The 12936-nt window shown below is 68.5% G+C and carries 10 protein-coding genes; 4 read left to right on the top strand and 6 right to left on the bottom strand.

Going from position 1 to position 12936, the window contains the following annotated elements; genetic code table 11:
• Nucleotides 1-201: 201 nt before the first annotated feature.
• The 4 genes from V6N00_RS16455 to V6N00_RS16440 all read right to left on the bottom strand — a co-directional run bounded on the left by V6N00_RS16455 (nucleotide 202) and on the right by V6N00_RS16440 (nucleotide 4571).
• Entirely contained in the window at nucleotides 202-579 is a 378-nt protein-coding gene (locus V6N00_RS16455; protein ID WP_334234069.1) for a hypothetical protein, read from the bottom strand.
• A gap of 60 nt (nucleotides 580-639) precedes the next feature.
• Nucleotides 640-2184 carry a glycosyltransferase family 87 protein gene (locus tag V6N00_RS16450; protein WP_334234067.1) on the bottom strand — a complete coding sequence of 515 codons (1545 nt, stop codon included), beginning with the start codon at nucleotides 2182-2184 and terminating at the stop codon, nucleotides 640-642.
• Between the two features lie 111 nt (nucleotides 2185-2295).
• Nucleotides 2296-2430, bottom strand: coding sequence for a hypothetical protein (locus V6N00_RS16445; RefSeq protein WP_334234065.1), 135 nt, complete (start codon nucleotides 2428-2430; stop codon nucleotides 2296-2298).
• Nucleotides 2431-3122: 692 nt separating this feature from the next.
• Nucleotides 3123-4571, bottom strand: a complete 1449-nt coding sequence (locus V6N00_RS16440) for a CCA tRNA nucleotidyltransferase (RefSeq protein WP_334234064.1) — start codon at nucleotides 4569-4571, stop codon at nucleotides 3123-3125.
• Nucleotides 4572-4691: 120 nt separating this feature from the next.
• On the opposite strand from V6N00_RS16440, the gene V6N00_RS16435 reads away from it, so the two are divergent.
• From V6N00_RS16435 to trxA, 4 genes are all read left to right on the top strand, one after another.
• Nucleotides 4692-5195: an NUDIX hydrolase gene (locus V6N00_RS16435; RefSeq protein WP_334234062.1), complete on the top strand. Its 504-nt coding sequence runs from the start codon at nucleotides 4692-4694 to the stop codon at nucleotides 5193-5195.
• A gap of 47 nt (nucleotides 5196-5242) precedes the next feature.
• Nucleotides 5243-6988 carry a murein biosynthesis integral membrane protein MurJ gene (gene murJ / locus V6N00_RS16430; protein WP_334234060.1) on the top strand — a complete coding sequence of 582 codons (1746 nt, stop codon included), beginning with the start codon at nucleotides 5243-5245 and terminating at the stop codon, nucleotides 6986-6988.
• Nucleotides 6989-7126: 138 nt separating this feature from the next.
• Nucleotides 7127-8794 carry a hypothetical protein gene (locus V6N00_RS16425; protein ID WP_334234058.1) on the top strand — a complete coding sequence of 556 codons (1668 nt, stop codon included), beginning with the start codon at nucleotides 7127-7129 and terminating at the stop codon, nucleotides 8792-8794.
• A gap of 189 nt (nucleotides 8795-8983) precedes the next feature.
• Entirely contained in the window at nucleotides 8984-9310 is a 327-nt protein-coding gene (gene trxA / locus V6N00_RS16420; RefSeq protein ID WP_334234056.1) for a thioredoxin, read from the top strand.
• Nucleotides 9311-9456: 146 nt separating this feature from the next.
• On the opposite strand, the gene V6N00_RS16415 is transcribed toward trxA, so the two are convergent.
• Both V6N00_RS16415 and V6N00_RS16410 read right to left on the bottom strand, forming a co-directional pair.
• Complete coding sequence (locus V6N00_RS16415) at nucleotides 9457-9585, bottom strand: hypothetical protein (protein WP_334234054.1); 129 nt, start codon at nucleotides 9583-9585, stop codon at nucleotides 9457-9459.
• Nucleotides 9586-11210: 1625 nt separating this feature from the next.
• Complete coding sequence (locus V6N00_RS16410; RefSeq protein ID WP_334234052.1) at nucleotides 11211-12728, bottom strand: ParB/RepB/Spo0J family partition protein; 1518 nt, start codon at nucleotides 12726-12728, stop codon at nucleotides 11211-11213.
• Nucleotides 12729-12936 lie beyond the last annotated feature (208 nt).

Genomic DNA, 12936 nt, shown 5'->3' with positions numbered 1-12936 from the left:
AGCACCTCCCATCGTGCCGACCAGGAGCCCGTTTCCTCATCCCCGCCCCACTGTCGGCAACGTCAGGACCCACAACACCTAGGGGCGGGACGGTCCGTGACCGTCGCGGCGCCTCGTCCCGGGACGCCGATCGGCGCACCGCCGGGACAAGGCGGTGCGCCGATCGTGATCACTCAGGGAGGAAGGGAAGGCGTCGATGGATCACCCCCGTCCCTTGCGTGGCGGCAGGGAGGTCGAGGAGCGGACCAGCTGGATCGGGGCCGTCAGCGTGGCCACCTGGGGATGGGCGACGGAGGTGGAGGAAGCGGCGTTCCGGGCGGCGTCGGAGGCCGCGGCCTGCGCCGGGAGCGCGCTACCGGTGGCGAGGGTCGCCGTCAGCAGTGCGGCCGCGCCGAGTCGGCGCCAGAGTCGACGCGGGCGGGGCCGCCCGGCGGCAGCGGTCGTGCCGACGCGCGTGCGGGTGGCATCGGCCGCGCCCGGCTCGACCATCCCGTTGGCGGCGACCATCGACGGGGTGTGCGCGTAGCGGATGAGGGGCCGCGGGTCGGCGGTGCCGGTGCGGCCTGCGTGCTCTGACATGACGTCCTCCGGGTTCTGCTGGGCTGGTGTCTCCATTCCAGGTCCCGGAGTTGGGTCGGCTCACAGACGGGGCTGTGGGTCTCCTGTGTCCCTGACGGCGCGCGTGGAACCCATCGTCGCCGGGCGGGGACGACGTCGAACGGTGATCCACGGCAGGACGTCGGCGGCTCCGTTGAACGGGCCACCCTGCGGGTCGTCGATGCCCTGGTCGCGCACGACGTCGAGGTCGGGACGGAGGATCTCCCGCACGACGGCGGCCATCAGGTAGATCAGCGCGACCATGTGGGCGATCACGGCGAGCGAGTAGTAGAGCTTGTCGATGTTGTGCTGGGCGTTGCCGCCGGACGTCAGCTGCCCGAGGTAGAGCCACGTCGCCGCCCAGTGCAGCACCTCGATGACCTGCCACACGAGGAAGCTGCGCCAGCGCGGGCGGGCGAGGGCGAGCAGGGGCACCAGCCACAGCACGTACTGCGGGGAGTACACCTTGTTGGTCAGCACGAATGCGGTCACCACGAGGAACGCCAGCTGGGCCATCCGGGGCCGGCGCGTGCTGGTGAGGCCGAGCAGCGCGACGGCGAGGCAGCACAGCACGAAGAGCCCGGTGCTCAGCGTGTTGATGGTGTCGACCGGCAGCGGGGTCAGGTGGAACCGGTCCGCCATCACCTCCTGCACGTACCAGACGGAGGAGAAGCCGGCCGGCCGGTCGCGGGTGAAGTCGAGGAAGTACCGCCAGCCCGCGTAGTCGGTCAGCATGAGCGGCAGGTTCACGGCCAGCCAGCTGACGGCCGTGGCGAGTGCGGTGAGGGCCACCGGCCGCCACTTCCCGGAGCGCACCGCGAGGACGAGGATCGGTCCGAGCAACAGGAGGGGGTAGAGCTTGACGGCCGTGCCCAGCCCGATGAGCACGCCCGCGAGCACGGGTCTCTCCCGGGCGAAGGCGAGCATCGCCAGGGCGGCGAGCATCACCGCCCAGAAGTCCCAGTTGATGGTCGCGGAGAGGATGACGGCGGGGGCCACGGCGAGCATCGCGGCGTCCCAGGGCCGGCGGTGGCTCATCCGGGCGGTCGCCACGACCGCGACGATCCACGTCGCCGCGACGAGGACGGCGTTGATGTCGAAGTACGCGGTGCTGCGCGCCACGGAGGCACCGCTGCCGGGGACCAGCAGCGCGGTCAGGCCGGCGAGAGCGCCGAGCAGGACGGGGTACTCGAACCGCTGACCGGGCGTGATGAAGGGGATGACGCCGGTGTCGAGTCCGCGGGTGTGGAACAGCTCGCCCCAGTCCGAGTAGCAGGCCGCGTAGAAGTGGTCCGGCGTGTGCCACCCGTTGACGCGGCAGTACTGCTTGACGACGACGGAGAGAACCGCCGCGACGACCGTCAGGAGCACCAGGACCCGCTCGATCGTGAAGAACCCGGGAGCGACGAGGCCGGGGGCGGCGTGCCGCCCGAGGGCGCCGCCGATGCTTGCGGTGAGCCGGCGCAGCACCGGGTCCGCCCGGGTGGGCGTGACGATGCGCATCACGCGGAGCCGGCCCGGACGGGTCCCGGCCGTGGGCCGGCCGGCCGTCGGATGCGCCGGACCGGGGGTGCGCTGCGCGGTCATCACGTCCTCTCGGCCCGGTCCCGGCCCCGGGCGGGGACGGACGACGCCCGGTCGGCCCGGCACGACGGGGTGCGGGGCCGACCGGACGGCTTCGGTTCGAGACTACGGCAGTCACCGGATCTGCATCCGGTGCAGCGGGTGGAGCTCATCCACCGGGCGCGTCGGCCGCGGGTCCACCGCCGGGGCGGCCGGAGCCGTGAGCAGCCGACGGTGCAGCCGACGGAGCAGTCGAGCAAGCGTGTGCATCGTGTCCTCCTCTCGGGCACGGATCTCCCCAGCGCAGGGCACACGGTGCGTCGCGCGACAGGGGCACGGCACTGCCCTGCTGCGGGCAGCACGGAATAGCCCCGTGACCGACGGCCGGAGACAGAAGAAAGGGGAGAGGAAAGCGCCCGATCCTGGTAAAGAAGGGCGCGACGGATCGTCGAATGAACAATCAAGAAACAGCGCGACCGAATGTCGCTCGACGATGCCGAGAATTCATGCGCGTCGTCCGCGGGTGCCAACGCTCAAGTAAGAACGCTCACCGGTGTGGAGGACTGCTAGGCATGCGGAAACATGCACGAATCGACATATACGACGTGCCGCATGGAAGGCAAGACCACCCTCAAGGTCGTCGCTACAGGCCTTCAGGGCCACGCAATCAGCGCAACTGCAGCCTAGTGCCCGTCAGGACGGGCGCGCACACAGTCGGTCAACGCGGCGGAGACGAGCCGTGGCTCCGACCCCTCAGCGGGCGTCGGAAAAGACGCCACGCCGGCAATCAGCAGTCGCGGTCGGGAGAATACGACGGGACATCATCACCTGGCTGCCTCCTTCGGCATCGACGTGGCGGGAACGACCGGGACATCGGACGGTCACCGGCCGGTGAGATCATTCACAGATTCACCGAAATAGACAGTACGGCATTCGTCGCGAGAGAAGCAATAGACGGAGCGCTATTCCTTTTCGCTCCTCTTCTGCGTCGAGAATTCGTCGCGGTGCTCGTCCCACCAGGCGCGCAGCATGCGCTCCACCGCCTCGGCGGGAAGGGGCCCCTCGTCCATGCGCACGCCGAGGAGGTACTGGTAGGCGCGGCCGACGACGGGTCCGGGCGGGATGTCGAGGATGCGCATGATGGCTGTGCCGTCCAGATCGGGGCGGATCGCCGCGAGTTCCTCCTGCTCGGCCAGGTCCGCGATGCGCTGCTCGAGGTCGTCGTACGCGAAGGCGAGCCGCTCGGCCTTGCGCCGGTTGCGGGTGGTGACGTCCGACCGGGTCAGGCGGTGCAGCCGCTCGAGGCTGTCGCCGGCGTCGGTGACGTAGCGGCGCACGGCGGAGTCGGTCCACCCGGCGTCGCCGTACCCGTAGAACCGCATGTGCAGTTCCACCAGGTGGGCGACCGCCTTGATGGTGTCGTTGTCGAACCGCAGCGCCTTCATCCGCCTGGCCGTCAACTTGGCGCCGACGACGTCGTGGTGCCGGAAACTCACGGCGCCTCCGGCCTCGAACCGCCGGGTCGCCGGCTTGCCGACGTCGTGCATGAGCGCCGCGAACCGAAGCACGAAGTCGGGGCCGGGCACCGGGCCGTCGGGGCCCGTCTCCAGCTCGATCGCCTGCTCGAGCACGGTCAGGGAGTGCTCGTACACGTCCTTGTGTCGGTGGTGCTCGTCGGTCTCCAGGCGCAGGGCGCTGATCTCGGGCAGGATCCGGTCGGCGATCCCGGTCGAGACGAGCAGGTCGATGCCCGCCCGGGGGTCGCGGCCGCGGACGAGGCGCACGAGTTCCTCGCGGACGCGCTCGGCGGAGACGATGCCGATCCGGTCGGCCATCGCGCTCATGGCGGCCTGCACGTCGTCGTCGACGGTCACCGCGAGCTGGGAGGCGAAGCGGGCGGCCCGCATCATGCGCAGCGGGTCGTCGGTGAAGGAGGACTCGGGGCTGCCGGGCGTGCGCAACCGGCGTTCGTGCAGGTCGCGGACGCCGCCGAACGGGTCGACGAGCTCGAGGTCCGGCAACCGCAGCGCCATGGCGTTGATCGTGAAGTCGCGGCGGCCGAGGTCCTCGGTCAGGGAGGAGCCGAAGGCGACGATCGGCTTGCGGGAGTCCGGGTCGTACGCCTCGGCCCGGTAGGTGGTGACCTCGAGGGTGAGACCGCGGCGGCGCATCGCGATGGTGCCGAAGTCACGGCCGATCTCCCACCAGGCGTCGGCCCACGGCTTGATCAGGGCGACGACGTCGTCGGGCCGGGCGTCGGTGGTGAAGTCCAGGTCCGGCGAGGAGCGGTCGAGGAAGAGGTCCCGCACGGGGCCGCCCACGAGGGAGAGTTCGTGCCCCGCCGACCGGAAGAGGTCACCGAGTTCCAGGACGACCGGGTCGATCCGGTCCGCGTCGATCAGCTGCGCCATAGTCCTTCAAGGGTGCCAGACCGCGGCACTCCCGTGCGCCGCCGTCACCACCGTGAAACCGGCCGGGGACCCGGCCCGGTGGGTTCAGGCCCGGATGCGATCCTCGTTACAGTGGGAGGCATGGCCCATCCCGTCCCGAGCGCGCCGAAACGGAACTCCCTGTTCGTTTCCGCCGCGCTCCCGACGGTCGAGGAGGTGTCCGCCGGCGGCGTCGTCGTCGACCTGGAGGACGACGGCCGGCGGGTGGCCATCATCGCGCGGATCAACCGCGGCGGGCGTCTGGAGTGGTGCCTGCCGAAGGGTCATCCGGAGAACGAGGAGAGCGCCCAGGAGGCCGCGACCCGCGAGATCGCGGAGGAGACCGGCATCGAGGGGCAGATCATCGCACCGCTGGGCAGCATCGACTACTGGTTCACCGTCACGGGCCACCGCGTCCACAAGACGGTGCACCACTTCCTGCTGCGGGCGACCGGCGGGGACCTGACGATCGAGAACGACCCCGACCACGAGGCCGTCGACGTCGCGTGGGTGCCACTGGCCGACCTGGCGGCCCGCCTGTCGTTCCCGAACGAACGCCGCATCGTCGACCTGGCCCGCGGCTTCCTCTCAGACGACCGGGACTGAGCATGTCGGATCGGCCCCGTGCCGCCGGACCTGAGACGATGACGACGATGTCCACCGAAGAGCGCGCCTTCTCCTCCGCCGGAGAGAACACTGCAGAGACCACCGTGGTACCCGCGGCGGAGAACCCGCCCACACCGTCGACCGGCGCCCGCTCGAGCGCCATCATGGCGGCCGGCACCCTGGTCTCACGCGTCCTCGGGTTCCTCAAGGTCATCGCCCTCGGCTATGCGCTGAGCGCCACGTCCGCGCTGTACGACACGTTCTCGGCGGCGAACAACCTGCCCAACCTCGTCTACGTCATGCTTGCCGCCGGGGTGTTCAACGCGGTCCTCGTGCCGCAGATCATCCGGGCCAGCCGGCAACCCGACGGCGGCGCGGACTTCACCAGCCGTCTCGTGACGCTGATCGTGCTGTTGCTCGCCGCCCTGACCGTCCTGGTCACCCTCGGCGCGGGCCTGCTGATGCACCTGACGACGCAGGGCTGGTCCTCCGACCAGTTGAACCTGGGCATCTCGTTCGCGCTGTGGTGCCTGCCCCAGATCTTCTTCTACGGCCTCTACGCGACCCTCGGGCAGATCCTCAACGCGCACGGCCGGTTCGGCTGGTACATGTGGGCGCCGGCCGTGAACAACGTCGTCGCCATCGCCGGCCTCGTCGTGTTCGTGCTCGTCATGGGGCGCAACGGGGTGGCGACGCCGCACACGGTGGCCACCTGGACACCGGCGCAGACGGCGATCCTGGCGGGCAGCTCGACGCTCGGCGTGGTGTGCCAGACCCTGCTGCTGATCAGGCCGCTGCACCGGCTCGGCCTGGGGCTGCGTCCCCGGTTCGGGTGGCGTGGCATCGGCCTGCGGGCGACGGGCCGCGTGGCCGGTTGGACCATCCTCACCATGATCGTCAGCAACGGGGTGTTCCTGTTCGCGACGTACCCGACCGCCTCGATCGCGTCGGGCGCGAAACGCGTCGGGGACAACATCGCCGGTCAGGGCGTCCTCGACACGGCGAGCATGATCTACACGTTGCCGCACGCGATCGTCGCCCTCTCGATCGCGACCGTGCTGTTCAACCGAATGTCCGCCGCGGCCGCCACGGAGGATGTCGTCGCGGTGCGCGCCGCGCTGTCCCGGGGCCTGCGGACGACGGCCGTGGCGACGGTGTTCGGGGCGGCCGCGCTGCTGGTCCTCGCCGGTCCGCTCGGCATGCTGTTCGCCGGTGGCCGGCCGTCCGACGGCGCGATCATGGGGCAGACCGTGGTGCTGCTCGCCGTCGGCGCCCCGTTCTTCAGCATCGCCTACCTGATGGGCCGCGTCTTCTACGCAGAGGAGGACGCCCGCACGCCGTTCTTCATCCAGTGCGGGCTCGCGGTCTTCGGGATCGCGGCGGCCGTGGGCATCCAGGTGGCCTACCACGCGGGTGTGCTGCCGGCGAGCCGGCTGATCTTCGCGCTGGCCCTGAGCTACACCGTCCAGAACATCCTCGCCGTCATCATCACCCATCCCCTGATCAAACGGCGGCTGGAGGGCGACTACGACGGTGCCCGGATCCTCGACGCGCACCTGAAGATGAGCATCGGCGCCCTCGTCTCGGCACTCGTGGGTGGCGCCCTGCTGCACCTGGCCGGTGGCTTCGCCGTGGGGGGCTTCCCGTGGCACAACCTGCTGACCGCGGCCGTGACCATCGCCGTGACGGGCCTGGTGATGCTCGCGGTGTACCTGGTGATGCTGCGGGTCCTGCGTGTGCGGGAACTCGGCAGCTTCCTCGACCCGGTCCTCGGTCGGCTGCGCCGTCGCTGACCGCGATCACCGCGGTCGCAGGGCTCGCCGTGCCGCACCCGGCTCCCCCGCCCGCGCTTCGGTAGGATCGAGACGATCATCGACTGATCGGTGGGTCCGGCCGGTCCCGCCGCCCACCGAGAGGAAGCGGGAAACTCCGTGACGCAGCCTGTCGACGTCGGCTCCATGCTCGGCGGCCGCTACAAGGTCACCGGACAGGTACTCGTGTCGGCCGACGCGGACTATGTCTTCGACGGCGTCGACCAGATCCTCAGTCGCAAGGTCTCGATCCTGGTCCCGTCCGAGGATCACGGCGACGACATGGTCCACCACGCCCGGCAGGTGGCCGTCGGTGAGCGCAGCGATCCCCTCCAGGTGCTCGATCTCGGCCGCAATCACGGCCACCCGTACCTCGTGACCAACCGCGCCTCGGCCGCCGAGCTGCTCGACGTGCTGCTCGCCGAGGAGGAGGCTCCGACCGCCGAGGACGACGACGCCCGGCCCTTCGACGTCGAGCGCGGCGCCTGGGTCGCCACCCCCGAGGCCCCCCCGACCGAGAGTCGTCCCATCAGCGGGTACCGTCCCGAGGCAGCCAAGGACGCGGACGATCGCCAGCTCGAGTCGGAGATCCTCCACGAGGACTTCGCCACCGGCGACGAGGCCGAGGACACCGATCAGGACGCTGCGCCGGCGCGCGGACGAAGTCGCTGGGGTCTGGGTCGCTTCGGCGCGGGCGCAGCCGTGGGCGCTGCCGCCGGTGCCCTCGCCTCCCGTGGCCGGACAGCGGCACCGGAGACCGCACGCCACGACACCGCCGACGCCGTCGACACCACCTCCTTCGACCGGATCGAGGGTCGCGAGCGTGGGTACGAGGATGAGTACGGTGACGAGGACTACCGCGACGGCAACGGCACGTGGGACGAGCCCGGGTACGACGACGAGAGCCAGTACGGTGACGAGCCGGCGGCCGCCGAACACGACCTCGACGACCAGGCCGACCTCGACGACGATCTGCGCGACGACGAGGACCTGCGCGACCGTCGTCACGGCGACGACGACTGGGACGACGAGGCGGCTGCGGCCGGTGCCGTGGGGGCCGGTGGCCGTGGACGCGATCGGTACGACCGGCGTGATGAGGACGACGACCTGGAGGACGACGACCGCGAGAACGATCCGCGCTTCTCCCGCGCGCTGGTCGGCATCCTCGTGGTGGCCCTGATCCTGGTGGGCGTCTTCTTCGTCTACACCCAGTTGGGCAACCTCACCGGAGGCGGGACGCCCGCGGCTCAGTCCACTCCTCAGACCACGGCCTCTTCCGCGGCAGCCGCGTCGCCGAAGGCGTCGGGCGCGTCGAGTGCTCCGGCGGCGCCCTCTGCGCCCCCGCGCATCATCGGCGTCGTGCGGGAGATGAAGAACAACCAGTACCCGGACATCGCCTCGCTCGATCGGCTGTTGCCCCGCCTCTACGACGGCAACGACACGACCGACTGGTTCAGCTCGACCTACTCGAGCGCCAACTTCGCCGGTCTGGCGGACAACCTCGCTCTCGTGTGCGCCCTGCAGCAGCCCGCCAAGGTGTCTCGCGTGGACATCACCCAGCAGGGTGGTCAGGGAGGCAGCTTCCAGATCATGGTCAACGACCAGCCGACCATCGACGGAGCACGGCAGGTCGCCCAGGGAAGCTTCACCTCTCCCCAGGTGTCGGTCCCGCTTCCCGGTGGTACCCCCGCGGGCAAGTACCTGATCGTCAACTTCACCGAACTGCCGCGGATCAACGGCGGGCAATACCCGTACGGCGTCAGGATCAGCGAGATCGCGCTGAACTGAGCGGCTCGATCCAACCGTCACGGGCATGATGGACGGCTTCACGGACGCTGAGTTCGGCCCTCGACGTGGTGACCCGTGCGCTGCTGGAATACCGCGGACGCCGGCACCGTTCATGTATCAGAACGTGATCGACCGACTGAGCGAACGGAGCCGGCGGCGATCGACGTGATGTCCACACGAGGAGGCACCATGAGCAACGCCAAAGAGGTCACCGACAGCAGTTTCCAGAGCGACGTCCTGCAGGCCGAGAAGCCTGTCATCGTCGACTTCTGGGCCGAGTGGTGCGGACCTTGTCGCATGCTGTCCCCGATCCTGGATCAGATCGCCGAGGAGCACCGGGACAAGGTCGATGTCGTGAAGATCAACGTCGACGACAACCCGGGCGTGGCCTCGAAGTACGGGATCACCTCGATCCCCGCGGTCTACGTCTTCAAGGACGGCGACGTCGCCGCGACCAGCATCGGTGCGCGGCCGAAGCAGCATTTCGAGCAGGCGTTCGCCGAGTTCCTCGGCTGACCAGCTGCACAGCGACCGAACGCTGACACGATTCGGCGATAGAGGGGCGGAGTCCATTGGGCTCCGCCTCCTCGTCTTCTACCCTCGTGAGGTCAACGAGTATCGCTTTACCAGCCATCACCTGGTTGTTCGGCGCTGGGCAGGGTCTACGAGATGTCCATGGGGTAGGGCACGGCGTCGTTCTGCTTCGCGCTGACGAGCGTCGTCGCTCCGTCGCGCTTGAATGAAACTTCATAGGTGGGCCAGTGCTTCCATCTGGACTGGAGGATCGCCATGGCGGCCTTCGTTGGCAGCGTTGTGTTCTCCAGTTCGGCGCGCATCGAGCGCCGTCTGGGGTGATATCAATCGGGCGAGTTCGTTCATGACCCTGCGGCGGTGAAATCCACAGGGGTCCGCACAGCCGTGGATTCCGGTTTCACGTGAAACCGCGATACCGCGTCAATCCGAATACGGCTGCCGCTGATGCGCCCTGGCGATGCGTCATGCTTCTGCGTTCGTCCACCTCGCTGGCTGTAGAGGAGGCCACGGCTATCGGTCCCCGCTCGACTGACCTTCACCTCGAGTAGTGAGCAGCCCGGAGTGGTGAGGGATACCGGAAGTCCCACTCGACAGGCCAGGCCATCGTTCGTGAACGAGTAGGCAGAGCGAGCGTCAGATCGCGGCCTCCCGCCCTCGAGTTTGCACGCTTCAGCCGTGGCGACTGAGTGCTCGTACATAAAGCGCTGGTTCCACGTGAAACCACCAGCCCCGGAATCGCGGTGACCCTCACGTCGGGTTCACGCATATCGTTTCGCTTCCTGCGACGGCGCCAACGACGGGATGTCCGAATCAGCGAGCGAACAGACGCCTCTTTGTCACGGAAGCAGTCATCTCAGCTCGACCTCGACAGTTTGTACCGTTCTGGCGACCGACACCCACATCACCAGGAGCTCCAAGGCGATAATCCGGTCAACACCGTCCTAGCGCGCCCGAACGAACTCGCGCACGGCACTGGATGCCCGCTAGACGGGCCTGCCGAATAGGTGTAAACGGACACAACCCATGAGCGCACGTCATCGCTCATCCACCGTGCACCTGAGCCTCCAGTGGCGCACCGACACGTCCTCGACACTCATTCATCGCTGCCGATTCGTCGAGCCATCATGCGCCTGACCGCGCCACACTCGATGCGGTTTCACGTGAAACATCGACGAGACTGATGCACCGACCGGTAACGACAGCGCTGCCGTTACCGTCGGGCCATGATCCCAGCCCGTGCGCGGATGAACAGTCGTTCACCACCCGTCCGCGCACACGACATCACGACACCATGGACCCCACCTGAGCTGACGACGGATCCACCGGTCCGCACTGACGCCATTTACTCAACAGATCGACCCTCCGACGGCCGCTATCGACGTCTGAAGCGGTGGCATGGCGCCTCCGGACCGTCCATCCGGGCACGATGAGATGCGCAAGCTCACCATCGCACCCATCGCACACATCCGGGCACGCACCCTCGCATGCTTTCCCGCAGCGGTGTGCTGGATTCGCAACGCTCCCGTGTGAAGTCCGCAGTTAGGCGCTTACGAACTCAGGGCGGATTTGAGCGAGTCCAGGATGGTCTGTCTTTCACGAGTCGGGACGGCGACGATGTCATCACCATGAGCGGCGACCGTTTCACGTGAAACACGGCCGCACATTTCTGCACAGACCAAGCATCACCTAAGCATCGAAGATGTACGACGCCAGTCAGAACGTCTCACTGACGACGTCCGCGCTGTTGACGAATACACGATGCCGTGGGGAGACCAAGACGGTGTAACGCATAGACTCCCGAAATCCGACTGACTGACGCCCTGGGAAAGCGAAGGAGCCCCTGTTTCACGTGAAACAGGGGCTCCTCTGGCGAAGGCGGCCGTTACTGCCTGACGTCCGGACTGATCATGTCGATGATGCGGTTCAGATCCTCAACACTTCCGAACTCGATGCTGACCTTCCCCTTGCGCGCGCCCAGGCTTACCTTCACGCTCGTGTCGAAGTAGTCCGACAGCGACGTCGCCAGATAGTCGAGCCGTTCGTGGCGAACGGAATTGCGCGGTGTCGCGGACCGCGGCGACCGCTTGAGGCCGTCGGACAACGCCACCGCCTCCTCGGTCGCGCGTACGGACATCCCTTCCGAAACGATCCGCTGAGCGAGCTTCTCGATCTCCGCGGCGTCTGCCAGCGAGAGCAGTGCGCGGGCATGGCCCGCTGACAACACGCCGGCGGCGACACGTCGCTGCACGAGAGGGGGCAGCTGCAGCAACCGAAGCGTGTTGGAGATCTGCGGACGCGAACGGCCGATCCGGCTCGCCAGCTCGTCGTGCGTGGCAGCGAAGTCGTCGAGCAGCTGCTGATAAGCAGCGGCTTCTTCAAGCGGGTTCAGTTGACTACGGTGCAGATTCTCGAGCAGCGCGTCGCGAAGCATGTCGGTGTCGTCGGTCGTGCGTACGATCGCCGGGATGGTGTCCAGGCCAGCTCGCTGGGTAGCCCGCCAGCGACGCTCACCCATCACCAGCTCGTAGCCCGAGCCAGCCGATCGACGACGCACGACGATCGGCTGGAGCACGCCGATCGTGCGGATCGAGTGCACGAGTTCGCCCATCTCATCCTCGTCGAACACCGACCGGGGCTGTCGCGGGTTCGGCTGTATGTCTGTCACGGCAATCTCGGCGAACACCGCCCCCGGCACCTCGACGAGGGTTTCACGTGAAACCTCGGCGGACGCGTCCCGGATGCTCCCCCCGACATTGTCCACAGGTGTGGAAATCTCGACGGCGTCCTTCTGTTGTCCGGCTTCGACGGACGGGGCGGCATCCGTCTCGTCTGCAACGGCCTCGGCCGACGTCTCCGAGTCTCCGCTCGGTGCCGGCGCAACGTTGCGAGGTCCGAGCGAACGCCCGGCCCGGCTTCCTCGAGCCAGCGCGTTCTCCATCGCCTCGGCCGACACCGAACGCCGGCCGGAACGATTCCTCGGCGTCGACGTCCGTCCCTCGCTCGTGCTGGACCCGGAATCGTCCGACGAGTCCGCCGCCTGGGACGGCGCGCCGTCGAAGAAGACATCGACCGGGCGCTTGGGCCGCGTCGACGAACTCCTGCCGCCCGATCGGGGAGGGACGGCACGATCCGCGTCCTGGTCCGGCGCGGCCGAGGACCGCCCGGCCTTGCGTGAATCCTTGACAGCGGAGTCGTCAACCGCGGTGGCGCGGGACGCTGCATCGTCCGCTCCCGCTCCTGCACCGGTGCTCGTCCGTGCGGACGCTGTCGGCGTCTCCGTGGGTCCCGCCGACCCGCTGGTCCCGCTGGTCCGGTCCTGCGATGTCGACGTCGACACCGTCATCTCATCGACACCGGTCTTCTGCTGAGGGATCTCGGGCGTCGCGGGAGCGACGGTCACCGCACTGTCCCTCACCGCGGCCTCGCCGGACTCAGGGACCGCCGGGGCCTTGCGCTCGTCCTGTTGGGGTGCCGAGGGAATGAGAGCGCCCAGTCCGCGTCCGAGGCCTCGTCGCCGTTCCGCCATGTGTGCCGTCCTGTCCTGCCGCCCTGAAACGTACCGACTCAGTCTAGTGTTCGGCGCAGCCCTCCGCCGGGTGGATCGCAGC

Origin of the sequence: Tersicoccus mangrovi (assembly GCF_036881825.1) — a bacterium.
Taxonomy (GTDB): Bacteria; Actinomycetota; Actinomycetes; order Actinomycetales; family Micrococcaceae; genus Tersicoccus; species Tersicoccus mangrovi.
Note: the sequence above shows the minus strand (reverse complement) of the source record. Positions and strands in the feature narration are given on the sequence as shown.

What these genes read in the sequence shown, in the direction of transcription:
- V6N00_RS16435 (WP_334234062.1), top strand. Translation starts at nt 4,692, where the DNA reads ATGGCCCATCCCGTCCCGAGCGCGCCGAAACGGAACTCCCTGTTCGTT.
- V6N00_RS16445 (WP_334234065.1), bottom strand. Translation starts at nt 2,430, where the DNA reads ATGCACACGCTTGCTCGACTGCTCCGTCGGCTGCACCGTCGGCTGCTC.
- V6N00_RS16450 (WP_334234067.1), bottom strand. Translation starts at nt 2,184, where the DNA reads ATGACCGCGCAGCGCACCCCCGGTCCGGCGCATCCGACGGCCGGCCGG.
- V6N00_RS16455 (WP_334234069.1), bottom strand. Translation starts at nt 579, where the DNA reads ATGTCAGAGCACGCAGGCCGCACCGGCACCGCCGACCCGCGGCCCCTC.
- trxA (WP_334234056.1), top strand. Translation starts at nt 8,984, where the DNA reads ATGAGCAACGCCAAAGAGGTCACCGACAGCAGTTTCCAGAGCGACGTC.
- murJ (WP_334234060.1), top strand. Translation starts at nt 5,243, where the DNA reads ATGTCCACCGAAGAGCGCGCCTTCTCCTCCGCCGGAGAGAACACTGCA.
- V6N00_RS16415 (WP_334234054.1), bottom strand. Translation starts at nt 9,585, where the DNA reads ATGGCGATCCTCCAGTCCAGATGGAAGCACTGGCCCACCTATGAAGTT.
- V6N00_RS16440 (WP_334234064.1), bottom strand. Translation starts at nt 4,571, where the DNA reads ATGGCGCAGCTGATCGACGCGGACCGGATCGACCCGGTCGTCCTGGAA.